The sequence below is a fragment of the Mesorhizobium sp. M1342 genome (genome assembly GCF_040317955.1).
In the GTDB taxonomy this organism is placed as follows: domain Bacteria; phylum Pseudomonadota; class Alphaproteobacteria; order Rhizobiales; family Rhizobiaceae; genus Mesorhizobium.
On record NZ_JAMYLI010000009.1, the window covers coordinates 106,869 to 132,256 of the forward strand.

Annotated in this window: 25 protein-coding genes and 1 tRNA gene; 17 read left to right on the plus strand and 9 right to left on the minus strand. The window is 62.7% G+C overall.

Going from position 1 to position 25,388, the window contains the following annotated elements; all coding sequences use genetic code 11:
- Positions 1–8: 8 nt before the first annotated feature.
- Genes NKH06_RS11385 through argJ form a run of 3 tightly spaced genes read right to left on the minus strand, consistent with a single transcriptional unit; the run spans position 9 to position 2,447 of the window.
- Positions 9–431 (minus strand): (deoxy)nucleoside triphosphate pyrophosphohydrolase, encoded by a 423-nt coding sequence (locus tag NKH06_RS11385; protein ID WP_292455459.1) that lies wholly within the window; start codon positions 429–431, stop codon positions 9–11.
- Positions 424–1,176, minus strand: a complete 753-nt coding sequence (locus tag NKH06_RS11390) for a GNAT family N-acetyltransferase (protein ID WP_352753242.1) — start codon at positions 1,174–1,176, stop codon at positions 424–426. The genes NKH06_RS11385 and NKH06_RS11390 overlap by 8 nt, the downstream gene beginning before the upstream one ends.
- 29 nt (positions 1,177–1,205) lie before the next feature.
- Positions 1,206–2,447, minus strand: a complete 1,242-nt coding sequence (gene argJ, locus NKH06_RS11395) for a bifunctional glutamate N-acetyltransferase/amino-acid acetyltransferase ArgJ (protein WP_128304559.1) — start codon at positions 2,445–2,447, stop codon at positions 1,206–1,208.
- Between the two features lie 169 nt (positions 2,448–2,616).
- Here argJ and NKH06_RS11400 point away from each other — a divergent pair, with 169 nt between their 5' ends.
- Both NKH06_RS11400 and NKH06_RS11405 read left to right on the plus strand, forming a co-directional pair.
- The gene (locus tag NKH06_RS11400) at positions 2,617–3,846 is read left to right on the plus strand and encodes a caspase family protein (RefSeq protein WP_352893088.1); all 1,230 of its coding nucleotides are present in this window, start codon (positions 2,617–2,619) and stop codon (positions 3,844–3,846) included.
- 302 nt (positions 3,847–4,148) lie between these two features.
- Entirely contained in the window at positions 4,149–4,748 is a 600-nt protein-coding gene (locus NKH06_RS11405) for a TetR/AcrR family transcriptional regulator (protein WP_352893089.1), read from the plus strand.
- 65 nt (positions 4,749–4,813) lie between these two features.
- Here the strand turns inward: NKH06_RS11405 and NKH06_RS11410 are convergent, their stop codons facing one another.
- The gene (locus tag NKH06_RS11410; protein WP_352893090.1) at positions 4,814–5,731 is read right to left on the minus strand and encodes a peptidylprolyl isomerase; all 918 of its coding nucleotides are present in this window, start codon (positions 5,729–5,731) and stop codon (positions 4,814–4,816) included.
- Between the two features lie 268 nt (positions 5,732–5,999).
- On the opposite strand from NKH06_RS11410, the gene secA reads away from it, so the two are divergent.
- Complete coding sequence (gene secA / locus NKH06_RS11415; RefSeq protein ID WP_127293637.1) at positions 6,000–8,732, plus strand: preprotein translocase subunit SecA; 2,733 nt, start codon at positions 6,000–6,002, stop codon at positions 8,730–8,732.
- Between the two features lie 198 nt (positions 8,733–8,930).
- On the opposite strand, the gene NKH06_RS11420 is transcribed toward secA, so the two are convergent.
- Entirely contained in the window at positions 8,931–9,182 is a 252-nt protein-coding gene (locus NKH06_RS11420) for a hypothetical protein (protein ID WP_352760705.1), read from the minus strand.
- A gap of 461 nt (positions 9,183–9,643) precedes the next feature.
- Between NKH06_RS11420 and NKH06_RS32020 the strand changes: the two genes are divergently transcribed.
- The 6 genes from NKH06_RS32020 to NKH06_RS11445 all read left to right on the plus strand — a co-directional run bounded on the left by NKH06_RS32020 (position 9,644) and on the right by NKH06_RS11445 (position 16,651).
- Entirely contained in the window at positions 9,644–9,829 is a 186-nt protein-coding gene (locus NKH06_RS32020; protein ID WP_502908870.1) for a plasmid mobilization protein, read from the plus strand.
- 3 nt (positions 9,830–9,832) lie between these two features.
- A complete protein-coding gene (locus tag NKH06_RS11425; RefSeq protein ID WP_352760703.1) occupies positions 9,833–11,530 on the plus strand; it encodes a DUF262 domain-containing protein in 1,698 nt (565 codons plus the stop codon).
- 287 nt (positions 11,531–11,817) lie between these two features.
- Positions 11,818–12,138, plus strand: coding sequence for a hypothetical protein (locus NKH06_RS11430; RefSeq protein WP_352893092.1), 321 nt, complete (start codon positions 11,818–11,820; stop codon positions 12,136–12,138).
- 329 nt (positions 12,139–12,467) lie between these two features.
- Positions 12,468–13,868: a lipopolysaccharide biosynthesis protein gene (locus NKH06_RS11435; protein ID WP_352893094.1), complete on the plus strand. Its 1,401-nt coding sequence runs from the start codon at positions 12,468–12,470 to the stop codon at positions 13,866–13,868.
- Complete coding sequence (locus tag NKH06_RS11440) at positions 13,868–15,148, plus strand: GNAT family N-acetyltransferase (protein ID WP_352893095.1); 1,281 nt, start codon at positions 13,868–13,870, stop codon at positions 15,146–15,148. Before NKH06_RS11435 ends, NKH06_RS11440 begins: the two co-directional genes overlap by 1 nt.
- A gap of 228 nt (positions 15,149–15,376) precedes the next feature.
- Entirely contained in the window at positions 15,377–16,651 is a 1,275-nt protein-coding gene (locus tag NKH06_RS11445) for a coiled-coil domain-containing protein (RefSeq protein WP_352893096.1), read from the plus strand.
- Between the two features lie 41 nt (positions 16,652–16,692).
- Here the strand turns inward: NKH06_RS11445 and NKH06_RS11450 are convergent.
- Positions 16,693–16,777: transfer RNA gene (locus tag NKH06_RS11450), tRNA-Leu, on the minus strand.
- 276 nt (positions 16,778–17,053) lie between these two features.
- On the opposite strand from NKH06_RS11450, the gene NKH06_RS11455 reads away from it, so the two are divergent.
- Positions 17,054–17,641, plus strand: coding sequence for a YqaA family protein (locus NKH06_RS11455; protein WP_023811139.1), 588 nt, complete (start codon positions 17,054–17,056; stop codon positions 17,639–17,641).
- A gap of 34 nt (positions 17,642–17,675) precedes the next feature.
- The gene (locus tag NKH06_RS11460; RefSeq protein WP_063173147.1) at positions 17,676–18,194 is read left to right on the plus strand and encodes a disulfide bond formation protein B; all 519 of its coding nucleotides are present in this window, start codon (positions 17,676–17,678) and stop codon (positions 18,192–18,194) included.
- 162 nt (positions 18,195–18,356) lie between these two features.
- Here NKH06_RS11460 and NKH06_RS11465 read toward each other — a convergent pair whose 3' ends face one another.
- Positions 18,357–18,914 carry an HNH endonuclease gene (locus NKH06_RS11465; protein WP_006328497.1) on the minus strand — a complete coding sequence of 186 codons (558 nt, stop codon included), beginning with the start codon at positions 18,912–18,914 and terminating at the stop codon, positions 18,357–18,359.
- A 128-nt stretch (positions 18,915–19,042) separates the two neighbouring features.
- On the minus strand, positions 19,043–19,684 hold the full coding sequence (locus NKH06_RS11470; protein ID WP_352893099.1) for a DNA-3-methyladenine glycosylase family protein: 642 nt from the start codon (positions 19,682–19,684) through the stop codon (positions 19,043–19,045).
- Between the two features lie 73 nt (positions 19,685–19,757).
- Here NKH06_RS11470 and gluQRS point away from each other — a divergent pair, with 73 nt between their 5' ends.
- The gene (gene gluQRS / locus NKH06_RS11475) at positions 19,758–20,633 is read left to right on the plus strand and encodes a tRNA glutamyl-Q(34) synthetase GluQRS (RefSeq protein ID WP_023811136.1); all 876 of its coding nucleotides are present in this window, start codon (positions 19,758–19,760) and stop codon (positions 20,631–20,633) included.
- Between the two features lie 149 nt (positions 20,634–20,782).
- The gene (locus NKH06_RS11480; protein WP_352441716.1) at positions 20,783–21,676 is read left to right on the plus strand and encodes a DMT family transporter; all 894 of its coding nucleotides are present in this window, start codon (positions 20,783–20,785) and stop codon (positions 21,674–21,676) included.
- A gap of 159 nt (positions 21,677–21,835) precedes the next feature.
- Here NKH06_RS11480 and NKH06_RS11485 read toward each other — a convergent pair whose 3' ends face one another.
- Entirely contained in the window at positions 21,836–22,687 is an 852-nt protein-coding gene (locus tag NKH06_RS11485) for a YihY/virulence factor BrkB family protein (protein ID WP_013529430.1), read from the minus strand.
- A 55-nt stretch (positions 22,688–22,742) separates the two neighbouring features.
- Between NKH06_RS11485 and NKH06_RS11490 the strand changes: the two genes are divergently transcribed.
- The 4 genes from NKH06_RS11490 to NKH06_RS11505 are packed head-to-tail and all read left to right on the plus strand — an operon-like array spanning position 22,743 to position 25,262.
- The gene (locus tag NKH06_RS11490) at positions 22,743–23,609 is read left to right on the plus strand and encodes an SDR family oxidoreductase (RefSeq protein ID WP_081734841.1); all 867 of its coding nucleotides are present in this window, start codon (positions 22,743–22,745) and stop codon (positions 23,607–23,609) included.
- A gap of 24 nt (positions 23,610–23,633) precedes the next feature.
- Positions 23,634–23,825, plus strand: a complete 192-nt coding sequence (locus NKH06_RS11495) for a twin transmembrane helix small protein (RefSeq protein ID WP_013529428.1) — start codon at positions 23,634–23,636, stop codon at positions 23,823–23,825.
- 25 nt (positions 23,826–23,850) lie between these two features.
- Positions 23,851–24,432 (plus strand): cob(I)yrinic acid a,c-diamide adenosyltransferase, encoded by a 582-nt coding sequence (locus tag NKH06_RS11500; RefSeq protein ID WP_023811132.1) that lies wholly within the window; start codon positions 23,851–23,853, stop codon positions 24,430–24,432.
- Between the two features lie 29 nt (positions 24,433–24,461).
- Positions 24,462–25,262 carry a rhomboid family intramembrane serine protease gene (locus NKH06_RS11505; protein ID WP_023811131.1) on the plus strand — a complete coding sequence of 267 codons (801 nt, stop codon included), beginning with the start codon at positions 24,462–24,464 and terminating at the stop codon, positions 25,260–25,262.
- Positions 25,263–25,388: the final 126 nt, after the last annotated feature.

A 25,388-nucleotide genomic window follows, 5' to 3' on the forward strand; every position in this document is an offset into this window, starting at 1 on the left:
CGCGAGCCTCAGAGAAGATCGATGAGGAACGGGATCAGCGGCGCGTCGGCCGGCGGCATCGGATAGTCGCGCATCTGCTTCGGCCGCACCCATTTCAGCGCCTGCCCTTCCCTGGGATGGGCTATGCCGCGAAAGCGGCGGCAGATGAACAGCGGCATCAGCAGGTGGAAATCGTCGTAGGAATGACTGGCGAAGGTGAGCGGCGCCAGGCACGGAATGTCGGTTTCGATGCCGATTTCCTCATGCAGTTCGCGAATGATGCATTGTTCGGGCGTCTCGCCGGGCTCGACCTTGCCGCCGGGAAATTCCCACAACCCGGCAAGTTGCTTGCCCTGAGGCCGCTGCGCCAGAAGCACCCGGCCGTCGGCATCGACAAGCGCGCAGGCGGCGACCAGGAGCAGGCGCTTGCCGGCGGTCACGACATCATTCATGACCCGGCGGCCGGCGGTAGTGGTAGCGATAGACTTCCTCGAAGCCGAGCGAATGGTAGAGCGCCAGCGCCGGCACATTGTTGGCCTCGACCTGCAGCCAGGCTTCCCGCGCGCCCCGCAGCCGCGCCCATTTGAGCGCCGACAGGATCAGGTTGCGGCCATGGCCCCTGTTGCGCGCCAATCTGTCGGTGGCGACCTCGAACAGGCCGGCGAGATCGCCGTCATGGACGCAGATAAGCGTCGCCAGCGCCTCGGCTCCATCTTCGAGCGCGAACAGCCCGGCTTCGGGCTGGATGGCGCCGATGATCTCCGACAGGCCGGGCCGCAGCGAAACATCCGAACCGCTGACCTTGAGCAACGCGCCGATGAAGCGGCTGATGTCCTTGAGCGGAATCTGGTCCATGGCGGCGTCGAGCTGCGCGCCGGCCAGCGGCAGCCGCATGACCAGCGACTCGTCGAACCGGCTCCAGCCCTCGCGGTCGAGATGGCTGGCGAGATCTGGACCCGACAGCGGCGACATGCGGAACGTCAGCGGCCTTCCATAGGCATCGAAACGGCGGCTGGCCCGGCCGATACGGTCGGCCATGTGCATGATATCGCCGGGATCGAGCGGATTGACCGAGTTCAGCCGCTTGGCAGGATGGCCGGCGGTCAGCCGCACCACCCAGGTGCCGTCATAGTGGACGGCGGCTGCCGGCCAGGCGCGAAAGCCGGCCGCCTCGTAGCGGCGTACGATCGCGAGCATGCTTGCCGGATGCCTGGAGCTCAAAACCGTCAGCTCCGATAATCGCCATTGATGGCGACATATTCCTTGGTGAGATCGCAGGTCCACACCGTCGCCTTGCCGCGGCCGATGCCGATATCGGCGCGGATGCGGATGTCGTCGCGCTTCATGTAGGCCGACGTCGCGGCCTCGGAGTAGCCGGGGTCGCGCTCGCCTTCATGCGCCAGCCTGTTGTCGCCGAACCAGATCGACAGCCGGTCGCGATCGGCGGGTTCGCCGGCCTTGCCGACGGCCATGACGACGCGGCCCCAATTGGCGTCCTCGCCGGCGACCGCCGTCTTGACCAGCGGCGAATTGGCGATCGACAGCGCGATGCGCTTGGCCGAGCGCGCCGATTTGGCGCCGGTGACGGTGACTTCGACCTGCTTGCGGGCGCCCTCGCCGTCGCGCACCACTTGCAGCGCCAGCGATTTCAGCACCTTGCCGAGCGCCCGGCGGAACGCGCCGAGACGGGCATCCCTGGGATCGGTTATCTCCGGCGCACCGCGCTTGGCGGCCTTGCCGGTGGCGAAGATCAGCAGCGTGTCGCTGGTCGAGGTGTCGCTGTCGACGGTGACCGCGTTGAAAGTCTTGGCCGTGCCGCGCGACAACAGATCCTGCAGGACAGGGGCGGCGATCGGCGCGTCGGTGGCGATGAAGGAGAGCATCGTCGCCATGTCGGGCGCGATCATGCCGGCGCCCTTGGAAATGCCGTTGATGGTGACATCGGTGTCGCCGAGCTTGACGGTCGCGGTCGCCAGTTTCGGATAGGTATCCGTGGTCATGATCGCCTTTGCCGCTTCGGTCCACAGCTCAGGCTTGCCGTTGCTGACCAGTCCCGCGAGCAGATGGCTGAATTTGCTGGTATCGAGCGGCTCGCCGATGACGCCGGTCGAGGCCAGGAAAACCTCCGCTGCCGTGCAGCCGGCCGCCTTCGCGGCCGCCTCGCCGGTCAGCGCGGTCGACTCGCGGCCTCTCTTGCCGGTGAAGGCGTTGGCGTTGCCGGAATTGACGACCAGCACCCGGGCCTTGCCTGCGCCGAGATTCTGCCGGCAGAAGTCGACCGGCGCCGAAGGGCATTTCGATTTCGTGAACACGCCGGCGATCGCGGTGCCTTCATCGAAGACCATGGTCAAAAGATCGGTGCGGTTTTTGTACTTTATCCCTGCCTCGGCGGTGGCGATGCGCACCCCTTCGATTTCCGGCATTTTGGGGTATTTCTTCGGCGCGAGCGGCGAAATCGTCGTGGACATGGAGGCCTCGGGCGGGAAAAATCGCAGGGGAAGGCCGGTTTGCCCGATAGACCGCGCGGGCGCAAGGCGTTTTCGTCGCTCTTGCCCGGGAGCTCGAACCCGCTCGTGGTTAGGCCTGCATTTCAAATCCGATGGCGTCGCCGGGGCCGATGGCGTTATGATCTGCCCCATGGGCAGGCTTGCGATCCTTGCATGGGCATTTCTGGGACTTTTGCTGCTGAGCGCCGATGCGCAGCCACAACGGCGCGTGGCGCTTGTCATCGGCAACGGCACTTACGCCGAAGCCGGCACGCTGGCCAATCCTGTAAACGACGCCCTCGACATCGCCGACAAGCTGCGCTCGATCGGCTTCGAGGTCATCGAGGGCAATGATCTCGGCAAGCGTGAACTCGAACGCAGCATCGGCGCGTTTTCCGATGCGCTCCAGGGCGCCGGCGTCGGGCTTTTCTATTATGCCGGCCACGGCCTGCAGGTCGACGGGCGCAACTACATCGTGCCGGTCGACGCCAGGCTGGACGTACCGGTCAAGCTGCAGCTCGAGGCCGTGCCGATCGACGAAGTCCTCGACATCATGGAACAGCAGACCAAGGTCAGCCTGGTGTTTCTCGATGCCTGCCGCAACAATCCATTTGCCCGCAGTCTCAGCCGCACCGCCACCACGCGCTCGGCGAAGACGCTGGCCGGGCTGGCGCAATTCGATTCGACGCGCGGCTCGTTCATCGCCTTCTCGACGGCACCTGGCGCTGTCGCCATGGACGGCAGCGGACGCAACTCGCCCTTCGCCGCCGCCCTGCTGCGCCACATCGCCGAGCCCGGCCAGAGCATCAACGACATGATGATCGCGGTGCGCCGCGACGTGGTTTCGCAAACCCGCGAAACCCAGCGCCCCTGGGAGCAGGGATCGCTGCTCGAACGCTTCGAATTCGTCTCGGACGGACAACCCGCAGAGCCACAAAGGCCGGCCGCGGCGCCGGCGCCTTCGACGGAAGTCGCCGCACTTGAACGCTCTGTCGGCGACGACAAGGGATCGATCGAGAAATTCCTGCGCCAGGACTATCTGACGCCGGACACCAGGGCGATGAGCGAGACCGTCAAACGGCTCTACGGCCCATCCGCCATCATCTTCGGAACCCGCTACGACGCCGACGCCATCGTCAAGGTCAAGGCCGACTGGTTCGCGCAGTGGGCCTCCTGGTCGCTAAGCATGGAGGCCGGCAGCCTGGAAGTCGCTCCGCAGGGCGAAGATCGCGCCGAGGCAGTCTTTGCGATGCGCTACGACTATCTTCCAAAGGACACGTCGGCGGCACGCCTGACCGGCAAGGCGCGCGTCGCGCTTGGGCTGGTCAGGGCCGGCGGCGGCTGGCGTATCGAATCCGAGACATCGCAGGCGATGCAGTAGGCGTGATCCCACGGCCAGCCGGGCAATTTAAGCCGGCAGCGCCTCATGGCGATAGGAATTTTTTCTTGACTCGGTGAGGGCAGCTATGCTACATTTTTGCCCATGGTGCTGAGTTGCGCCAGTGACCCGCCCCCGGCGGGTTTTTGCGTTTGGAGCTTCGCCAACCGACACGCCGGTAGACTTCCAGAGAATAAACTTAACCCCTGCCGCTACCATCCGTTCCTGAAGCTTGAAAACGCGGCGTTTCGTTTGAGCGTCGGGTCGCCTATATTGCCGGCGATAATGTTGGCGAGGAGACAGAGATGGCCGAGGACGCCGATCCGGCGCGCAGATCGATCGGTGCGCGGCGCAACCCCGACAGCGCCGATGCCATTCTCGAAGCCGCCGAGGCCGTGCTGGTCGAAGCCGGTTATGCCGGTTTTTCCATCGAAGCGGTGGCGCGGCGGGCCCGCGCCGGCAAACCCACCATCTATCGCTGGTGGCCGAGCAAGGCGGCGTTGCTGCTCGAAGTCTACCAGCGCCAGAAGCGCGTCGAGGTTCCCGATACCGGGCGGCTGGAGGAGGATCTCGTCGGCTTCCTGAAAAACCTATTCACCCACTGGCGCGAGACATCGTCGGGAAGCGTGTTCCGGTCGCTGATCGCCGAGGCACAGTCGGACGAGGCCGCTGCCGCGGCCCTTGCCGACTACTCACTGGGCCGACGATCCCATACCGGCCAGATCATCGAACGCGCCAAGGCAAGGGGCGAAATCCCGGCCAGCGTCGATTCAGCTGTTGTCGCCGACCTGATCGCCTCCTTCGCCTGGAGACATCTGTTGACCAACCGGCTCGACGAGGACGAAGCGACCATCGGCAAGGCGGTCAACTACGTGATGCGAGGCATAGCGGCGCCCGCCCCGTAAAGATGCAATGAGAAAGGGCGCGGCAACCCCTGGCTGCCGCGCCCTTTTTCAAGGAGCTATCAGTCTTACTTAGCGCTTTCCAGCGTATCGACCGTCTTCTTCAGGTTCGCGTCGGGGATCTCGATCTTGGCGCCGGCGCGCAGCGACTTGACCAGTGCGAAATACTTGTCGCGGATGACCGCCTGCTTGGCCTGGTCCTTGACGTCCTCGAAGGCCGGCGGCTGCTTGGTGCGCTTGTCCTCGAGCTTGATGACATGCCAGCCGAACTGCGTTTGCACCGGCTGCTCGGTGTATTTGCCGACCTCGAGCGCGGAGGCCGCCTTGTCGAACTCCGGCACCATCTGGCCAGGTCCGAACCAGCCGAGATCGCCGCCGCTGGTCTTGCCCGAGGGATCGCTGGTGTGCTCGTTGGCGAGCTTCTGGAAGTCGGCGCCGCCATCGAGCTGCTTGATGATGGCCTCGGCCTCTTCCTTGGTCTTCACGAGGATGTGACGGGCATGCAGCTCATTGGTGGGCGGCGTGTTGGCGATTTCCTGGTCGTAACGGGCGCGGACCTCGGCGTCGGTGACCTTGTCGACGACGCCCTTCTCGACCATCTCGCCATGCAGCGCGCGCTGCTGCAGGAAAGCCATGCGGCGCTGGAAGTCGGGATCCTTGTCGAGTCCCGTGGTGACCGCCTCGGCGGCCATGACGCGGATCTCGATGGCAGCCGAAAGGGCGGCGGCACGGCGCTGCTCGGGCGGCAATTGCGCGAACTGCTGCGACAATTCCCCTTCGGCAAGCACCAGATCTGCTTCGGTCAGGGGCTGGCCGTTGACCGTGGCGATAACCTTATTCGGATCGACCGGTGCCGCGGCTGGCGCTGCTGCATCCGCCGGAGCGGGAGCGGTTTGCTGCGCCATCAGCGGCGAGAGCGAAAGGGCCGACAGGCCGACGGCCAAGCCAAGGCTGGCGAGCGACGCGCGGCGGAACAACAGGGACATAGGGTGACTCCGGTGGGGATTGAAAGAGGGGTGGCTTCCAGATCGGCCAGATTGTGGCGGAATTTGGCGCAGCCAGCAGGGCCGGCGCGGCGTTGACATCAGTTGAGCCCCCTCTTATCTGTCCAACGACTTTGCGTCCAGAACCGTTTTCCGGGCGCTTTTTGTGTTTGTCAGTGTTCACTAATGTGTTTGCCAGTGTTCACGTGGAATTGATGGGGCCGGCCGGCGCTCATCTCAAGATTGAGAATTCTATCGAAAGGACCATTGGATGGTCAGTCTCGGCGGTCTCGCCCGTAAGGTTTTCGGTTCCTCCAACGACCGTCGGGTCAAATCGACCCGGCCTCGTGTCGAGGCAATCAACGCCATGGAAAACGAGATGCGAGCGCTTTCCGACGAGGAGTTGGTCGGCCGCACCGCGAAATTCCGCCAGGACATCGCCAATGGCGCCACGCTCGACGACCTGTTGATCCCGGCCTTCGCCACCGCCCGCGAGGCAGCGCGCCGCGTGCTCGGCATGCGCCCCTTCGATGTCCAGCTGATCGGCGGCATGGTGCTTCACAATGGCGGTATTGCCGAGATGCGCACCGGCGAGGGCAAGACCCTGGTCGCGACGCTGCCGGTCTACCTCAACGCGCTCGCCGGCAAGGGCGTCCACGTCGTCACCGTCAACGACTATCTGGCCACCCGCGACTCCGAATGGATGGGCCGCGTCTACAAGTTCCTCGGCCTCTCGGTCGGCGTCATCGTCCACGGCCTTTCCGACGAGGAGCGTAGCGCCGCCTACGCCGCCGATGTCACCTACGCCACCAACAACGAGCTCGGCTTCGACTATCTGCGCGACAACATGAAATACGAGCGCGCCCAGATGGTGCAGCGCGGTCACAATTACGCGATCGTCGACGAAGTCGATTCCATCCTGGTCGACGAGGCGCGCACGCCGCTGATCATTTCCGGTCCGCTCGAGGACCGTTCGGAAATGTACAACACCATCGACACCTTCATCATCCAGCTGCAGCCGCAGGATTATGAGATCGACGAGAAGCAGAAGACCTCGATCTTCACCGAGGAAGGCACCGAGAAGCTCGAGAACCTTTTGCGCGACGCCGGCCTGCTCAAGGGCGAGTCGCTCTACGACGTCGAGAACGTCGCCATCGTCCACCACGTCAACAACGCGCTGAAGGCGCACCGGCTGTTCCAGAAGGACAAGGACTATATCGTGCGCAATGGCGAGATCGTCATCATCGACGAGTTCACCGGCCGCATGATGCCGGGCCGCCGCTATTCGGAAGGCCTGCACCAGGCGCTCGAAGCCAAGGAGCATGTGGCGATCCAGCCGGAGAACCAGACGCTGGCCTCCGTCACCTTCCAGAACTATTTCCGCCTCTACAAGAAGCTCTCCGGCATGACCGGCACGGCGCTGACCGAGGCCGAGGAATTCGGCAACATCTACGGCCTGGAAGTCACCGAGATCCCGACCAATCTGCCCGTCGTGCGCATCGACGAGGACGACGAGGTCTACCGGACTGTCGAGGAGAAATACAAGGCGATCGTCAGGGAGATCCGCGAAGCCAGCGCCAAGGGCCAGCCGACGCTGGTCGGCACCACTTCCATCGAAAAGTCCGAGCAGCTGGCCGAGCGCCTGCGCAAGGAAGGTTTTACCGATTTTGAAGTGCTGAACGCCCGCCATCACGAGCGCGAGGCGGCGATCGTCGCCCAGGCCGGCAAGCCCGGCGCCATCACCATCGCCACCAACATGGCCGGCCGCGGCACCGACATCAAGCTCGGCGGCAATGCCGAGATGCGCATCGAGGAAGAACTCGGCGACATGCCGGCCGGACCCGAGCGCGAGGCGCGGGAAAAGGAAATTATTGCCGACATCGAGCGGCTGAAGGAAAAGGCGCTGGCCGCCGGCGGCCTCTACGTGCTGGCCACCGAACGCCACGAATCGCGCCGCATCGACAACCAGTTGCGCGGCCGTTCCGGCCGTCAGGGCGACCCCGGCCGCTCGAAATTCTTCCTGTCGCTGCAGGACGATCTGATGCGCATCTTCGGCTCCGAGCGCATGGACGGCATGCTGCAGAAGCTCGGCCTCAAGGAAGACGAGGCGATCATCCATCCGTGGATCAACAAGGCGCTGGAAAAGGCGCAGAAGAAGGTCGAGGCGCGCAACTTCGACATCCGCAAGAACCTTCTGAAATATGACGACGTCTCCAACGACCAGCGCAAGGTGGTGTTCGAGCAGCGCATCGAGCTGATGGACGGCGAGGGCCTCTCCGAAACGATCGCCGAGATGCGCGAAGGCGTCATCGACGAGATCGTCGCCAAGGCCATTCCCGAAAACGCCTATGCCGAGCAGTGGAACGTTGCCGGGCTGAAGGCCGAGATCGCCGAGTTCCTGAACCTCGACCTGCCGGTCGAAGACTGGGCCAAGGAAGAGGGCATCGCCGAGGACGACATCCGCGAGCGCATCGCGCAGGCCGCCGAAGCCGCCGCCAAGGAGCGCGCCGAGCGTTTTGGCCCCGAGGTGATGAACTATGTCGAGCGCTCGGTGGTGCTGCAGACGCTCGACCATCTGTGGCGCGAGCACATCGTCAATCTCGACCATCTGCGTTCGGTCGTCGGCTTCCGCGGCTACGCCCAGCGCGATCCGCTGCAGGAATACAAGGGCGAGGCGTTCGAGCTGTTCCAGGCCATGCTGGGCAATCTGCGCCAGGCCGTCACCGCGCAGCTGATGCGCGTCGAACTGGTCCGCCAGGCCGCCGAAGCGCCGCCTCCGGAAGCCCCCGACATGTTCGGCACCCATATTGACGGCACCACCGGTGAGAACGACTTCGAAGGCGGCGAGACCGCCCTCCTGGTCCGCCCCGAGACAACCGCCATCGTCGCTCCCGAAGACCGCGACCCCAACAACCCTGCCACCTGGGGCAAAGTCGGCCGCAACGAGGCCTGCCCGTGTGGTTCGGGGAAGAAATACAAGCACTGCCACGGCGCGTTCGCGTAAGGGAAGCTTCTTCCCTTCTCCCCGTCACTATACGGGGGTGAGGCGTGGTCCGCGCAGCGGACGAAAAGCCAATTGCTTGGCTTTTCGAACGACGAACGCCCGGAGCGATCGCGAAGGGCTAGGTGCCCGAAGAGCGGATGAGGGGCGGCGCTGACGTTTGCGATTACCAAATGTCTGCAACCGAAAGGGGGGAGTGTCCTAATCTGACTTCTTGGTTTCGAACTGAATGCGCACGACATCGCGCGGGTACAGGCTTGGGTCCATAGCGATCTTCACGCCGCGATGTTCGCCAGTAAGACCGCGTTGATGCAATGAGTTGCTTACGTTGATTCCAATCGCGGTCATGTTTTTGTTCTGCTCAAGCGCTTGATCGACCCAAGCAAAAACCTCCTCGTTAGACAGATCATTTCCAACTTCGCGCTCTACATATGTTGGCGTCTGGTCCGACATTGCCGTTCCTCCCGATTTCAGTTCGATACGCTCGCTTCCACTAATTCTCCCATCGAACATACCCGATTGCTCACACCTGCCGCCATAGCTGGATGATGCGGAGGGTCCGCATATCGCCGACGCGTGAACGGACGTCACTGGACGTCACATGGCGCTGCCTCTTCCCGACATATGCTCGAATCCCATCGACCTGTATGCGCTCGCTTTCAGATCGCGCCTTTCATTGTCCAAGAGCGCAGCGAAGCCATCGCCGACCTGAGCCATCAGGCGCAGGAGCGGATGGAGTTGCCCCCGACAAGAGTGCTGATGGCTTCGGCTTGGCGGTCTATTGAAAAGGCGGTTCAAGGTCAGATCTTTGTTGTACGCAAGAAGTTTGTACCCACAGCATACCCACAAATCAATAATTATCTTGTATCCGTACCCACAATGGGCCCACATAGCGCATTGACGGAGGTGGAAAAATGGCCAAAACTGAGACATTCAAATTTCGGCTTAGCGCGGACGAAAAGGCATCGTTTGAGCGGGCGGCCGAGTTAAGCGGGCTTCCTGTGGCGGCTTGGGTGCGAGAACGGCTTCGCAGGGCCGCGCGGATAGAACTTGAGGACGCGGGTGAGCAAGTGCCATTCGCTAGAATGCCGAGGAGCTAACCTTTGGACGATACCTCTACTGGTCTATCATTCGAAGAGCGCGGGATTGCCAGTGCGCTTAGTCACCGCATCTTGCGCGTCCCTTTGAACCAACGCTCCTACGCCTGGGAAAAGGATGAAGTCACCACCCTTTTAGATGATCTCTACCGAGCGTTCGATGCCGGCGAGCCGATTTATTTCCTTGGCGCAATCGTCCTCACGAGAGGGGCAAACAAGCAATGGGAAGTCGCCGACGGACAACAGAGACTAGCGACAACATCGATCCTAATTGCGGCTGTCCGAGATTATTTGCTGGAGCTGGAGGACGACGACGGGGCGAAGAAATTTCAATCGACATACTTGCTCGACTATGATGTCCGCAAAAAAGACTCTACCGCAAAATTGTACCTGAATTATCAAGACCACGAATTTTTTCTCGCTACGATTCTCAAGGCGCCGAAAGACCGGGAACCTTTTTCCGGCCAATCGTTCGACTCTCACGAACTGCTTGCTGAGGCGTCGAAGTTAGCTAGGGCGCACGTACGGAACATGGTCGCAGCCTTGCCGTATGCTGAGAAGGCCAATCGGCTCTATGACTGGATCGATTTCCTGAGTGACGCTGCCAAGGTGATTGTTATCATGGTGCCGGGGAAGGTCGGCAATGCGTTCAAGATGTTCGAAACTCTAAACGCTCGAGGCATGGAGGCGTCAAAAACCGACATCCTCAAGAACTTTCTGTTTGATCTTTCACAGGCCCGAATAGCGGAAGTTCACACCCGCTGGATGTCGATGCTGAGCACCATTGAAGGGGCAGGCGAAGACGCCTTGCTGGTTAAGTTCGTTCGGCATTATTGGATTACGCAGCAGGGTCCGACAACGGATCGCGATCTTGGCGATGCGATTGAGAGATCCATAAAAACCGAACGGCAAGCCTTTGATATGGTCATGGCGCTCGATTCCTACGCGGCAGACTACGTGGCATTGCTCGCGCCACGCGACCATGCGCGCTGGAATGAGTTCAACCGTCCGTCTCGCGACGCGATTTACACGGTCACTCGCGAGCTTGGAGGGGAACAGATTCGACCACTGATGTTGGCTGTTGCGCGCAGTTTCAGTGTCCAGGAAGCGGAAAAAGCATTTCAAAAAATGGTGTCGTGGGCCGTGAGGTTTCTGATAGCCGGGGGCGGCGGCGGCGGCGTGATGGACCGCAGTTATGGAATGAGAGCCCGCGATGTCACGCGCGGTACGATAACTACAGCCGCTCAACTCTCTGCTGAAATGGCGGGCGTGATACCTTCCGACACCCTGTTCCAGAGCGCTTTTTCCACAGCAAACGTTCGCAAAACCAATCTTGCGCGATATTATCTCCGAGCGTTGGAACTCCATGTAAAGGCGGAGCGAAATCCGCAATTCTTGCCTAGTGATGACACGGCGGCGGTGAACCTCGAACACATTCTACCGGTAAACCCGTCCCCCGACTGGGATATCTCTCAAGAGGCGGCGGCCGTCTTTCACAAGCGGCTGGGGAATATGGTGCTCCTTGGGTCTAAGCAGAACGTCGAAATTGGGAACTCCCGTTTCTTGGAAAAGCGTTCCGTTTTCGCGGCTAGCCCTTTTGTTCTGACTACAGAAGTGGCGAAAAACGAACTATGGGGTGCGGCGGAAATCGAGGCTCGCCAACATCAATTGGCAGAGCTCGCTCCGAAAGTCTGGCCGCTTTGATGTCTGCAATCGAAGACCAGTTGAAAGATGCTATTGAACGCCAGCACGGTTGCAGAGCCTCGCTTGCCTTGTGGAGCCGGTTATAGATGAGTTTGCCGGGGAACGCGTTTGGGAGGATCTGGTTCACGGCTTCGATGTGCAGGGCCACCCTAAAGCCAAGCAGGCCTTCGCGTGGTCATCGCCAATCGAGGGCAGCACCAAGCGACGGTTCTTTGCCTTGTTGCAAATGGGCGCGATCAAGACGCCAGTCGATGCGGTTAGAGCGGCTATCGTAGCGGAGCATCGCAATGGCTGATCTTGAAGGCGCGTTCACGATGGCGATGTTCGATATCTATCGACGTGCCAAGTCGGAAGCGAAGTACCATGCCACCATCTTTTTGCAGATGGTCACGGACAATGGCGGCCTGCCGACAGCCAAGACGTTGATTAATGCTCCTAGGGTGTCCGACGGATATACCGAACTGTATATGCGAAAGCGCCTCGATTTGACCGTAGAAGCCATGGTTATCGAAAACAAGCGTTGGCACCCGCTCTTTACGCCGGAGGAATTGGAGAGAGCTCGGGCTAGGCTCAAGGAATACCGCTACGAGCCGCGCACTTCAAACTAGGACACTACCCGAAAGGGATGACGTGCCGGACGTGTTCGGCTGCCCGCATCTGCCCGATTCTCCGAAACCCTGCGCCGCCCCTCATCCGCCTGCCGGCACCTAGCCCTTCGCTATCGCTCCCTGCCCTTCGGGCGTTCAGCCCCTTCAAAAGGTCCACTGGACCTTTTGATCCGCCCGAAGGCGGACCGGGTCTTCACCGTTCGTCGCTCGAAAAAGCCAAATCGTTGGCTTTTCGTCCGCTGCGCGGACCACTCCTCACCCAACCGTTTCTTAATGTGTCTCCGCTACACCAAAGCCTGAAAAGAAGCGGAAAACGGAGAGAAATCGGGGTGCGCTTTTCCGCGGCCACGACTGCCGGGCGGTTCTTGCCGCAGCGTTGGGCGCTGCGCATGGGGCCGTTGCTTGGCCGCATCGATGCCGTGCTGTTCACCGCCGACGAGCGCGGCGAGGCGAGCCGCATGTCGGTCATCGCCTTCTCGGTCCGCATCGTCAGCGCCGTCATCGCCTTCGTCAGCCAAGTGCTGATGGCACGCTGGATGGGCTCGTTCGAATATGGCATCTTCGTCCTTGTCTGGGTGACGATGGTCATCGTCGGAAACCTCGCCTGCCTGGGCTTCCACACCTCCGTCATCCGCTACATTCCCGAATATCGCGAGCGCGGCTTGATGGATGAGCTGCGCGGCATCGTGCTGGCCAGCCGTCTGTTCGTGCTGATCGCCTCCACGCTGATTGCCGGGCTCGGCGCGCTCGGCGTCTGGCTGGCGGCACCCTGGATCGAGAACTACTATGTGATCCCGTTCATCCTCGGCGTCATCTGCCTGCCGATGATCGCCATGTCCGACCTTTTGTCGGGCCTGGCACGCGCCAACAGCTGGGCGCTGTTTGCCCTGTCGCCGACCTATCTGGTGCGGCCCGTGCTGATCCTGCTGTTCATGGCGCTGATGCTGTTCGTGGGCTACGCACCTGATGCCAGGACCGCCATCTTCGCCTCGATCGCCGCCACCTACGCCACCACGCTGGGACAACTCGTCGGTGTCACCCAGCGCATGGAACGGCAGATCCCGGCAGGGCCGATGAAGGTGCATTTCGCGCAATGGTTCATCGTCTCACTGCCGATCTTCCTGGTCGAGAGCTTCTTCTTCCTGCTGACCAATGCCGACGTGCTGATGGTCGGCGCCTATATGGACCCCAACGACGTCGCCATCTATTTCGCCACGGTGAAGACGCTGGCGCTGGTGCATTTCGTCTACTTCGCCGTCAAGGCCGGCGTTGCCCAGCGCTATGCGCAGTTCACCCATGGCGACCCGCAAAGGCTTGCCGCCTTTGCCCGCGAGACGGTATCGTGGACGTTCTGGCCCTCGCTCTTGATGGCGCTGCTGGTGCTGGCGCTCGGCGAGCCGATGCTGGTGCTGTTCGGCCCTGAATTCACATCAGGCTATCCGCTGCTGTTCCTGCTCGTCTTCGGCGTCGTGGCGCGGGCCGCCGTCGGCCCCTGCGAAAGCCTGCTGACGATGAGCGGCAACCAGAACGTCTGCGCCGCCGTCTATGCCATGACGCTGGCCTTCAACATCGCCCTCAATGTGGTGCTCATCCCGATGTTCGGCCTGTGGGGCGCGGCAATGGCCACCGCCTTTGCCATGATCTTCGAAGCCGGCGCGCTGTCCTTCACGGTGTGGCGCAAGCTCGGCATCGTCATGCTTATCTTCGTGCCTGCGAAAGGAGCCGCGTGATGGCTGCCATCCCGTTGCTTGAGGAAACCAGCGGCGGCACCGCCGGCGCCATGGTGTCGGGGCTTGCCGGGCTGACCCGCGATGCCGACCCCGCCCATATCGAGATCCTCGCCAACAACCGGCCCGAGCGCAAGCTCGCCATCTACCCGGCATCGGCCGGTTTCGACCTGGTCGAGGAGCTGGACTATCTCTGCGCCCGCACGGTCGAGTCCAACGTGTTCTTCAACCCGCGCTTCCTAGCGCCCGCCATGCCGCGGCTGGAGGATCGCGAGGTGCGGCTGGCGGTCATCCGCGACGGCGACGAATACCGCAACCGGCTGCGCCTTCTGGTGCCGTTCTCGGTGGAACGGCCGGTGGTGCCGCTCGGCGTGCCGGTCATGCGCACATGGTCGAGCCCGTTCGGTCCGCTCGGCACGCCGCTGGTCGACCGCGACGACCCGGTCGGCGTCGTCGAGGACTTCTTCGCGATGCTGTCGCGCCCGCATCTCAAGCTGCCGAAAGTGTTCGTCCTGCCCGACATCCGGCTCGATGGCCCGGTGGCGAGCCTACTTGCCACCGTGGCCGAGGCTCGCGGCCTGACGCTGGTCACCACCGGCCAGACGCAGCGCCCGGCGCTGGAGAGCGAGCTCGATGGAGACGATTATCTGAAGGCCTCGCTGCGCTCGCACCATTATCGCGAGTTCCGCCGCCTGAAGCGGCGCCTTGGCGACCTTGGCAAGCTTGAGCATGTCGTGGCGCGCGGCCCCGAAGACATCCGCCATGCCATCGAAGGCTTCCTGTCGCTGGAAGCGGCCGGCTGGAAAGGCCGCGAACGCACCGCCATGGCGATCGACCGCTTCCGCGCCGCCTTCGCCCGCGAAGCCGTGCACCGGCTGGCCGAACAGGACATGTGCCGCATCCACTCGCTGACGCTCGACGGCCGCACCATCGCCTGCCTGATCGTCTTCGTCGAAGCCGGCATCGCCTACACCTGGAAGACGGCCTATGACGAGACGCTGGCCAGCTATTCGCCCGGCACGCTGCTGATGATCGAGGTGACCAGGCAGCATCTCGACGATCCCAACATCATGATGACCGATTCCTGCGCGGTGCCCGACCATCCGGTGATGAGCCGGCTATGGGCCGAGCGCAAGCCGATGGGCACCCTGGTGATCGGCCTGGCGCCGGACGCCGACCGCCTCACCCGCCAGGCCGCCTCGCAACTGCACCTCTACCGCGAAACCCGCAACATGGCCCGCCTACTGCGCAACCGCATGAAGAGCTTGCTGGGGCGGCGCTGAGAAAAGGCTGGGTGCGGTTCTGGAGAATGGCACATCTTCGCTGCAATATTTGACGGGTGGATTACCGGGAATTTACTTCGGTTGCCAGCAGGCAAACGCGAATATTGATCTCTGCTTATAAAAAAACGAGATTTCTCGCAGAAATTTCCAGTGAAAGCCGATAAGATCTACTCGCATTCTTGTTCTTAATTCGCGATAATCTAGTGATTCGGTAGCGATGAGAGAGAAATGTCGCTGAATCATGAGGCCAACGGCGCCCGGCACATCAGTGCGGAGGACAGCGCCGTTGTCCGAAGGGCCGACGAAGACTTCGAAGAACTGATTCGAAGCATTCGAGCCGCAACGCATCAAGCTTTGCCTCTCTTCGAAGAGGAGCCCGTGACCGGATTGGCCCAGTCAGACACGCTGGCCGCCTCCCTCGGCTCGACTTCGGCCCGGACAGGCTCGAGCCAGGCCCGCGCCATGCGCGGCTCCTCGCTCTTGTCCAACGACAGGCTGGATCCACGTGCCGATGACGACTTGGCGTGGTCTTTGGTTGACCACGATGCCGACGCTCCCGATACCGACAAATGGGAATTGCAGGAAGAGGTGGCGAAGCTGCAGCGCTTGCAGGATCGCACCTCGAAAGAGCTTGGGCGAAAATCGCGCGAGCTATCGATCGCGAGTAAGACAATCGCCGACCTGGAGGTCCAACTCAACAAGGCACGGCAGACCATTGCGCAAGCGGACAGGCATGCCGGCCAGCGCGCAACGCGGTTCCTCGAAGCGAATGTCGAGGTCGAGCGTCTGGGCCGGAACCTGGCGCGCGTGTCGGGGCAACTTCGCGACGAGATCATCGCCAGGCAAGCCGCCGAGCAGGCGCGTGAGGACGTCGCATCGCGGCTCGCCAGCTTGCAACAGGCCGCCATGCTGCTTCGTTCCAAGGTCGCGGATTACCAGCTCCACAACGAAAGACTGACCGGCAAACTGTCTGCGCAGATGCTGGTGCAGCAGGACCTGCAGGTGCGGCTGTCCACGGTGGAGCATCAGCGCGGCGTTCTCGGCGATTGCGCCGCCACCGCTCAGGTACGGGCCGCCGAACTTGAAAAGAGGTTGCGCTCGCTCCAGCGCAGCGCCGCCGATCAAAGCGTGGTCCGCGCAACGCCGAGCGTGGGGCAGCGCGCCGAGGACGTGGCCGAGCATCGGCGCCAAACCTCGGAAACCGAGATTGCGACGTTGCGCCAGGAGCGCGACGCGGCGCGCCGAGACTATGGCGCGGTGAAGGTTCAACTCGCCGATCTCCGCTTGCGCGACATGACCGACGAACTCGCGCATGCCCGTTGCCGCGATGAGAACCGCCAGCTTCACCACAGGCTGGAAACGCTGAGACGCCAGGATCCGCCCAGCGGACCGGCAGCGGATGACAATGCCGATCTCGAACGGACATTCGACGAATTGCTGGCGGCTGGCGAGCTTGGCGCGGCCAATGACGGCGATCCCACCGCGACGCGTAAGGCGTCTTGATCGCGTTGGGATTTGCCACCCAAAGCTCGAAGAGTGAAGGTTGGTGCCCCTAGCCGGAATCGAACCAGCACTCCTTGCGGAACTCGATTTTGAGTCGAGCGCGTCTACCAATTCCGCCATAGGGGCTCAGGCCGGGCGGCCTGGATGGCGCGGGACTATACGGTTGGAGGGCTGTTCGTCAACTGGCCAATTCTCCGGCGCCCTCAAGATGCGACCAATCTGCGCCTTTCGATTTCGTGACGGGGCTGCCATTGTGCAGCGCGGAAAATCTTTCTAGACAGGCGGCGCATCAAAGCGCGGCACGTCTGCGGGGACGGATGGCGTGCTCTGGGTCTTTGTTCTGTGCATGCCGTTACACCCCAACCTGCCTGCGCAATTGAACGACACGCATTAGGAGTGCCGATGCTTCGCGGACTTTACGACTGGACCTTGTCGCTGGCGGCCCGCAAATCCGCCGAATGGTGGCTGGCCTTCATCGCTTTCGTCGAGAGCTCGGTGTTCCTGGTGCCGGCCGACGTGCTCTATCTGCCGATGGCGCTGTCGCGGCCGGATCGCGCCTACCGCTATGCGCTGATCGCCACCGTCGCCTCGGTGCTGGGCGGCATCGCCGGCTGGTTCATCGGCCACTACGCCTATGACGCGGTGGCGCGGCCGATCCTCGAATTCTACGGCAAGTACGACGAGTTCGAAGCGCTGCGCGCGGGGGCAGGCGTCGGCTTCATCGTCCTGATGCTGATCACGTCGGGCGCTGCTCACCTGCCGCCTATCAAGGTGGTGACGATCCTGTCCGGCGTCATCGGCGTCAATTTGCTGTTGTTCGTGGTGCTGGCGATCGTGGCCCGCGGTGGCCGTTTCCTGCTGCTCGCCTGGCTGCTGCGCCATTATGGCGAACCGATCCGCGAATTCATCGAGAAGCGCCTCGGCCTCATCGCCGGCGCCGGCGCGGCTGCCCTGATTTTGCTCTATATCCTGGTCAAATACGCGTTCTGAACAGAACCATTGCGAGCCGGACGGACCGATTGAAATGACAGCGACCATGAATGCCGACACCGGACGCCAGCGCACGCTAACCGCCTTGTTCCTCGCCGTCGCCATGGCCGCCACCGTCGGCTCGGCGCTCGGCTTCCAGTATCTCGGCGGCTACATCCCCTGCCACCTCTGCCTCGAACAGCGCACGCCCTACTATATCGGCGTGCCGCTGATGGTGCTGGCGGTGATTGCGTCGATGCTGCACGCACCGGCATGGCTAACGCGCGGCCTGCTGGCCGTCGGCGGCATCCTGATGCTCTACGGCCTCTATCTCGGCGTCTACCACTCCGGCGTCGAATGGCAGTGGTGGGCCGGCCCGACCGATTGTACCGCAGGCGCCGGGCCGGTCGACACCGGCGGCAAGGGCGTGCTCGACGCGCTCGACAAATTCGTGCCGCCGTCCTGTGACAAGGCCGCCTTGCGCATCCTCGGCCTGTCGCTGGCCGGCTGGAACGCCATCGCCAGCCTGATCCTCGCCGCCGTAGCCTTCCGCGGCGCCCTCACCCGCGACTGATTTGGCGCGATGGCGCCGACGCGAGATCGTTCAAGGAATTCGGCAGGCTGAGTCGTATGGAGTGATTCTCGAGAACCGAAGCGGAGCGGACATTTGGTCCGTGAGCATCGGAAGCGCAGACAATCGCTCCAGACGGCCAGCCTCCCGAATTCTCGAACGATCTCAGGGCTCCAGTTCGACATCCCAGTACAGATAATCCATCCAGCTCTCATGCAGATGGTTGGGCGGGAACAGGCGGCCATTGTTGTGCAGATCGTGCACCGTCGGCTGGAAAGGCTTCTGCAGCGGCCACATCTTGGCATGCGCCGGCATCATGCCGCCCTTCCTGAGGTTGCAGGGCGAGCAGGCGGCAACGACATTCTCCCATGTCGTCGCGCCGCCGCGATGGCGGGGGATGACGTGATCGAAGGTCAGATCCTCCGGCGTGCCGCAATACTGGCACTGGAAGCGATCGCGCAGGAAGACGTTGAAGCGGGTGAAGGCCGGGTGCCTGGAGGGCTTCACATAGGCCTTCAGGCTGACCACGCTCGGCAGCTTCATCGAGAAGGTCGGCGAGGAGACGGCATGCTCGTATTCGGCGACGATGTTCACCCGGTCGAGGAACACCGCTTTGATGGCATCCTGCCACGACCAGAGCGACAAGGGATAATAGCTGAGCGGACGGTAATCCGCATTCAGCACCAGTGCTGGAAGCCCATCCGGAGATACGGCAACCGTCACGTGTTCACCTCCTTGGTTCTAGACCCGAACGGCGCGGATACTGTAAGCCCGACATGACAGGGATGTGAAGCGGATTGTCGCGTCGCTGAAGCGCCAAAAATGCATGATTTTTAGGTTTTTTTGCGGATTCAGGCCGGCGGCGCGGCGTCCCGCCCTCTGGTTTCACGATAATAGGACCAGAAAAGCCGCGATGCGACACCTCGCCACGGGCTCCATGATTCGGCCAATGCGATCAGGGTTCTCTCCGGCGGACGCGGCTCGATGCCGAGCGCGTGGCCGACCGCGCTCTGCAGCGCGACGTCGCGCGCGGGGAAGATGTCGGGATGCCCGGCGGCGAATAAGAGATACACTTCCGCCGTCCACGCGCCGATGCCGGACACCGCCGTCATCGTCGTGATCGCCTCCTGGGCATCGAGCGAACAGAGGTGATGAAGGTCGAGGCCGTCGGCCACCGCCTGGGCAATTGCGATCAGGCCGCGCTGCTTGGGCCGCGACAGGCCGGCCTCTCGAAACATGTCCTCGCCGGCGGCCAGGATCGCTTGCGGCGTCAGCGGATCGACGAGTTTGGTCAGCCGGCCGAAGATCGCATCGGCACTGGCGCGGGACACTTGCTGCGAGACGACGATCGACGCCAGGTTTCGAAACCCGGGCTCGGACAGCCGCAGCGGCACCTCGCCGGCCATGCCGCGCACCTTTTCCAGGCGCGGGTCGATCACGCAAAGCGCATCGAGCCCCCGGGCAATGTCGTCTGATGTCACGATACGGCGCATGCTTTCTTGTTCCTCGACCGTCGACAGGGTAGCAATTGGCGAAGCGCCGCAAAACATGATTGCCGCCTGAGAGATGACACTCCTGACATTCCGCTTCGCGCCCAGCCCCAACGGCGACCTGCATCTCGGCCACGCCTATTCGGCGCTGCTCAACCAGAAGCTGGCGGCACAGGCGCACGGCCGCCTGCTGCTGCGCATCGAGGATATCGACACGACGCGCTGCACGCCGCTATTCGAGGCAGGCGTGCTTGCCGACCTGAAATGGCTGGGGCTTGGCTGGGAAGAGCCGGTGCGCCGCCAGTCCGAGCATTTCGCCGAATACCAGGCGGTGCTCGAGCGGTTGATCGCGGACGAACTCGTCTACCCCGCCTTCATGAGCCGTGGCGAGATCCGCGCCTTCATCACCGACAGCGAAAAGCGTGGGCGCGACTGGCCGCGCGATCCCGATGGCGTGCCGCTCTACCCCGCCACCGACAAGGCGCTGCCGCTGAAGGAACGCCAGCGGCGGATCGCCGAGAATGCACCCTTCGCCTGGCGGCTGGATGTCGATGCCGCCATGGCGCGTGTCGGCAAGGACCTTTCATGGACGGAGTATTCTGACGAGACGCTTTCCGCGACGCGCTCCGTCGAAGCCCGCCCGCGGGACTGGGGCGACGTGATCTTGGCGCGCCGAGACATTCCGACCAGTTACCACCTCGCCGTCGTCATGGACGATGCGCTGCAAGACGTCAGCCACGTCGTGCGCGGCCAGGATCTGTTTTCCGCCACTGGCGTGCAGCGCCTGCTGCAGCAACTCCTCGGACTGCCGCAACCGGCCTATTTCCATCATCGTCTCATCCTGGGGCCAGACGGACGAAAGCTGTCCAAAAGCCTCGGCGACACCAGCCTTGCCGCCTTGCGCCATGCCGGCGCATCACCTGACGGCATCCGGCGGATAGTCGGGCTTTGAGCCGGCGAGATCAGACAAACCACCTGCCAAATGCGCCGGCCGTTGAATTCCGATGATGCATGGATCAATGGTTTCGCTTTGCGCGTCGGGTTGAAGCGCATTAGAGCAGCGCCACGGTCAACTCCCCCCAACACGGCGGTCTCCGGAACATGCACAGCATCAAGCGGTTCATCCCCGCCACCTTCGTCGTCCTGTGGGCGACCGGCTTTATCGGCGCGCGCTACGCCATGCCGTGGGCGGAACCGTTCACATTCCTCGCCGCGCGTTTCGTCATCGCCGCCATCCTGCTGGCAGTTTTGATGCTTGTGCTGGGTTCAAAAAGAGCCACGCGCAAGGAGGCATTGCATGCCACCGGCGCCGGCATCCTGATGCATGGCGTCTATCTCGGCGCCGTCTTCTGGGCCATCCACAGGGGCATGCCGGCCGGGTTTTCGGCCTTGATCGTCGGCCTGCAGCCGCTGATCACGGCCGTGCTTGCCGGCAAGTTTCTCGGCGAGGCGATCCTGCCGCGCCACTGGCTTGGCCTTGGTATCGGCCTCATCGGCATCGTCATCGTGCTGTGGCCGAAGCTCGGCGCGCTGGGCGGCGGCGTGACCGCGGCGACATTGACCGCCTCGCTGGTCTCGGTACTCGGCATGAGCGCCGGCACCATCTGGCAAAAGCGCTTCGCCTCCGGCGGCGATCTCGTCGCGGCGACCATGTGGCAATATGTCGGCGGTGGTTCGTTGATGCTCCTCGCCTCGCTCGCCTTCGAAACCCGCACGGTCATCATCAATGGCGAACTGATCTTCGCCATGGCCTGGCTGGTGCTGGTGCTGTCGCTCGGCGCCATTTTCCTGCTGATGGTGATGATCCGCGACGGGGAGATGTCGAAGGTGGCGTCGCTGTTCTACCTGGTGCCGGCGGTGACGGCGGTCATCGCCTGGGCACTCTTCGACGAGCAGCTCAACGCGCTGCAGATCGTCGGCATGGCGATCACGACCTTCGGCGTTGGCCTGGCAACGGCGCGGCAGACCAAGGGAGTTGGGGAATTGAAGAACTGAAGAATTGAGGAATTGAGGAATTGAGGAATTGAGGAATTGAGGAATTGAGGAATTGAGGAATTGAGGAAGATGGGGGCCATCTGGCGCTGGGTGCTACGTCAATTCTTCAATTCTTCAATTCCTCAATTCTCCCATTCCCCAGTTCCCCAATTCGACCTGTCATCCCACCCGCGCACGCGCCTCCAGATAGCGACTGATCGCGGCGTTGAGCTCGCCGCCGAGGATGAAGATCGCCGAGACCATGTAGAGGAAGACCACGGCGATCATGATCGAGGCCAGGCCGGCATAGGTCGTCACGTAGGACGAGAAGTGGTCGAGATAGGTGGCGAAGATGGTCGAGCCGATAAGCCATGCCGCCAGCGTGAAGACGATGCCCGGCACCAGCGAGACGAAGCGGCGCTTGCCCGCCGGCAGCCAGAAATGCACGGCAAACAATCCGCCGACGATGACCGCCGAAGCGATGACGTAACGCCACAGGGTGATGGTGCCCATATAGGGCTTGATCCAGTCGATATGGGCTTCGGCGAGCCGCGCCAGCAGCGGCGCGAACACCAGGAGCACGCTGATCGCCAGGAAACCGGCCGTGGCGATGAGAACGAAGATGATGCTCTGCACCCGGCGGTAGATGATGCCGCGCGTTTCCGAAACGCGGTAGGCGCGGTTGAGCGACGTGCGCAGCGCCTCGATGCCGTTCGACGCAAAATAGGCAGCAAGCACCACACCATAGGTCAAAAGGTCGGTGCGCCGGACGGTCAGCACATTGAGCACTTCGCGCGCGATCGGCTTGGCGATCTGTTCGGGCCAGGTGTCGAAGACCAGATGCACGGCCGTGTCGGAGAACGCCTGTGCGCCCAGGAAGCTCGCCAGCGTCGTCGCGAAGATCAGGAACGGGAACAGCGCCATCAGCGATGTGATCGCCAGATGGCTGGCCATGGCCCAGCCGTCATCGGTGTTGAAATGGCCAAGCGCGTCGTAGAGAACCCGCTTGAGGGCTACGATCTTCCGCAACAAGAACCGCGCCCTCCAATTGTCTCCACGCCGGGAATATGGGAAGGGATTGCGGCAAATGGCAACCCTTGGCGAAACCACGAACAGTCCGGCGCAGAAGGTGCGCTCGATTATCATCACCGGTGCGTCTTCGGGAATAGGCGCGTACTGCGCCCGCGCGTTGAAGGCGGAAGGCTGGCGGGTGTTCGCAACGGCGCGCAAGCCGCAGGACATCGCCGCGCTCGAAGCCGACGGCATCGAGGCCTTCTATCTCGATTATTGCGAGCCGGACTCCATCGCCGCGCTGGTGACGGCGGTGCTCGACCGCACCGGCGGCCGGCTCGACGCCCTGTTCAACAACGGCGCCTATGCGCAGCCGGGCGCCGTCGAGGATCTGCCCGTTGCGGCGCTCAAGCAGCAGTTCGAGGCGAATTTCTTCGGCTGGCATGATTTGACCCGCCGACTGGTGCCGGTGATGCGCCGCCAGGGTCAGGGCCGCATCGTCCACTGCTCGTCGATCCTTGGCCTGGTGCCGGTGCGCTTCCGCGGCGCCTATTCCGCGTCGAAGCATGCACTGGAGGCCTTGATGCTCTGCCAGCGCCAGGAACTGGCCGGCAGCGGCGTCCACGTTTCGCTGATCGAGCCGGGGCCGGTGAAGTCGAAGATCGCCAGCAATGGCCTCATTTGGTTTCTCAGCAGCATCGACCACGAAAATTCCGTGCACCGCGTGGACTATGCGGCGCAACTCGAGCGGTTGCGGGCCGGCGGCAGCCAATCGGCCTTGAAGCCAGGGCCGGAAGTCGTTCATGCGGCGCTGCGCCATGCACTTCTATCGCGGCGCCCGCGCCCGCACTATGTGGTAACAGTGCCGGCCAGGATCGGTGCGGTGCTCAAACGCATCCTGCCGGCATCGATGCTCTACCGCCTGATGGCCAAACGCGCCTGAACGCCAAACAACTGGAACGCAACAATGGCAACCGTCTTCAACATTCTCGCCATTCTGGTCATGGTCGCCGTTGCGGTCGTGCTTGTTCGTGGCCTCATCAACATGATGCGCGGCGGTTCCGGCGTCACCTCGAACAAGCTGATGCAGGCACGCGTCATGCTGCAGGCCGTGGCGCTGGTGCTGATCCTGCTTGCGGTGTATTTCACCCGCAAGTGAGGATATCGGCAGCCGGGGAGGCGAAATGGTCAAGCTCAACAAGATCTACACCCGCACCGGCGATGATGGCACCACGGGTCTCGGCACCGGCGAAAGGCGGCTGAAATCCGACCTGCGGGTAGACGCTTACGGCACCGTCGACGAGGCCAATGCCTGCATCGGCATCGCCCGGGTCCACACGGCCGCGACCCATCCCGCGATCGATGCCATGCTTTCCCGCATCCAGAACGATCTGTTCGATCTCGGCGCCGATCTCGCCGTGCCCGACGACGGCAAGCCACTCGGCTACGAGCCGCTTCGCATCGTCGCCGTGCAGACCGACCGGGTCGAGAAGGACATCGACCTTCTCAACAAGGAGCTTCAGCCGCTCAAATCCTTCGTGCTCAATGGCGGCACGCCGGCAGCGGCGGCACTTCACCTTGCCCGCACCGTGGCGCGGCGGGCCGAAAGGCTGATCGTGGCCCTTGCCCAGGACCCGAACGAGCACGTCAACCGCGACGGACTGAAATACATCAACCGCGTCTCGGATTTCCTGTTTGTCGCCGCCCGGGCGGTCAATGACAACGGAAACGCCGACGTGCTATGGGTTCCCGGCAAGAACCGCTGATTGTCGAAAGCGGAAGAGGGCCTGGGGCAATGTTCATCCCGCTTTACGACACCAACAGGCTGCGGCACATCCGCCTGCAATATGTGACCATCGGGCTGATCGTGGTCAATGCCCTGGTCTACCTTGCCACCGCGCTCGGCGGCGAGAGTTTCTCCAATGCCGCCGTGCTTGGTCTCGGCTTCATCCCGTCGGTCGTCCATGACACCGCCGAGCTCGATCCCCGTTTCATCGTCATCCCCGAAAGCCTGAGCTATCTCACCTATTCCTTCCTGCATGCAGACATCTTCCATCTCGGCGGCAACATGCTGTTCCTGTGGGTGTTCGGCGACAATGTCGAGGATGCGCTCGGCCACATCCGCTACCTCATCTTCTACCTGTTGTGCGCGATCGCCGGCGCCGCTTTCCAGGGCCTCGTCGCCTGGGATTCGCAAGTGCCGCTGATCGGTGCCTCCGGCGCCATCGCCGGCGTGGTCGTCGCCTATCTGATCCTTTATCCCAGGGTGAAGGTCTGGGTGCTGGCCTTTGCCCGCATCCCGCTGCGGATTCCGGCCTTCATCCCGCTCATCTTGTGGGTGCTGTTCCAGGTGGTGATGTTTGCCGCCGGCGGCGAGGACCAGATTTCGTGGGCCTGCCATATCGGCGGCATCATTGCCGGAGCCGTTCTTGTGCTCGTCTTGCGCAGCCGCGGCGTGCCGCTGTTTGCCGGCGCCGACGAGGACGTCGCGCCCACCGCTCCCGACCAACCCCCGGTTGCCACGGAACCGCTGATCCCCGACCCGCCCGCCGCGACACCGCGCTGGGGGCGAGGAAACGCTTCCAGTTCGGACTGAACCGATTTGAGCAGCTTGCAGCGTATTGACGTGCAGGGTTGCCGCAACTACGGAAACGTCACCGCCGCAACCTAAGGCGGGCAAAGACCAGAATTTCCATCCGGCCAGAATTCCATCCGGCCAAAA

What these genes read in the sequence shown, in the direction of transcription:
- NKH06_RS11470 (WP_352893099.1), bottom strand. Translation starts at nt 19,684, where the DNA reads ATGCGCCGTATCGTGACATCAGACGACATTGCCCGGGGGCTCGATGCG.
- NKH06_RS11495 (WP_013529428.1), top strand. Translation starts at nt 23,634, where the DNA reads ATGGCAACCGTCTTCAACATTCTCGCCATTCTGGTCATGGTCGCCGTT.
- NKH06_RS11505 (WP_023811131.1), top strand. Translation starts at nt 24,462, where the DNA reads ATGTTCATCCCGCTTTACGACACCAACAGGCTGCGGCACATCCGCCTG.
- NKH06_RS11490 (WP_081734841.1), top strand. Translation starts at nt 22,743, where the DNA reads ATGGCAACCCTTGGCGAAACCACGAACAGTCCGGCGCAGAAGGTGCGC.
- secA (WP_127293637.1), top strand. Translation starts at nt 6,000, where the DNA reads ATGGTCAGTCTCGGCGGTCTCGCCCGTAAGGTTTTCGGTTCCTCCAAC.
- NKH06_RS11405 (WP_352893089.1), top strand. Translation starts at nt 4,149, where the DNA reads ATGGCCGAGGACGCCGATCCGGCGCGCAGATCGATCGGTGCGCGGCGC.
- NKH06_RS11455 (WP_023811139.1), top strand. Translation starts at nt 17,054, where the DNA reads ATGCTTCGCGGACTTTACGACTGGACCTTGTCGCTGGCGGCCCGCAAA.
- NKH06_RS11420 (WP_352760705.1), bottom strand. Translation starts at nt 9,182, where the DNA reads ATGTCGGACCAGACGCCAACATATGTAGAGCGCGAAGTTGGAAATGAT.
- NKH06_RS11410 (WP_352893090.1), bottom strand. Translation starts at nt 5,731, where the DNA reads ATGTCCCTGTTGTTCCGCCGCGCGTCGCTCGCCAGCCTTGGCTTGGCC.
- NKH06_RS11480 (WP_352441716.1), top strand. Translation starts at nt 20,783, where the DNA reads ATGCACAGCATCAAGCGGTTCATCCCCGCCACCTTCGTCGTCCTGTGG.
- NKH06_RS11460 (WP_063173147.1), top strand. Translation starts at nt 17,676, where the DNA reads ATGACAGCGACCATGAATGCCGACACCGGACGCCAGCGCACGCTAACC.
- NKH06_RS11385 (WP_292455459.1), bottom strand. Translation starts at nt 431, where the DNA reads ATGAATGATGTCGTGACCGCCGGCAAGCGCCTGCTCCTGGTCGCCGCC.
- NKH06_RS11440 (WP_352893095.1), top strand. Translation starts at nt 13,868, where the DNA reads ATGGCTGCCATCCCGTTGCTTGAGGAAACCAGCGGCGGCACCGCCGGC.
- NKH06_RS11430 (WP_352893092.1), top strand. Translation starts at nt 11,818, where the DNA reads ATGGCTGATCTTGAAGGCGCGTTCACGATGGCGATGTTCGATATCTAT.
- NKH06_RS11400 (WP_352893088.1), top strand. Translation starts at nt 2,617, where the DNA reads ATGGGCAGGCTTGCGATCCTTGCATGGGCATTTCTGGGACTTTTGCTG.
- NKH06_RS11390 (WP_352753242.1), bottom strand. Translation starts at nt 1,176, where the DNA reads ATGCTCGCGATCGTACGCCGCTACGAGGCGGCCGGCTTTCGCGCCTGG.
- NKH06_RS32020 (WP_502908870.1), top strand. Translation starts at nt 9,644, where the DNA reads ATGGCCAAAACTGAGACATTCAAATTTCGGCTTAGCGCGGACGAAAAG.
- argJ (WP_128304559.1), bottom strand. Translation starts at nt 2,447, where the DNA reads ATGTCCACGACGATTTCGCCGCTCGCGCCGAAGAAATACCCCAAAATG.
- gluQRS (WP_023811136.1), top strand. Translation starts at nt 19,758, where the DNA reads ATGACACTCCTGACATTCCGCTTCGCGCCCAGCCCCAACGGCGACCTG.
- NKH06_RS11445 (WP_352893096.1), top strand. Translation starts at nt 15,377, where the DNA reads ATGTCGCTGAATCATGAGGCCAACGGCGCCCGGCACATCAGTGCGGAG.
- NKH06_RS11500 (WP_023811132.1), top strand. Translation starts at nt 23,851, where the DNA reads ATGGTCAAGCTCAACAAGATCTACACCCGCACCGGCGATGATGGCACC.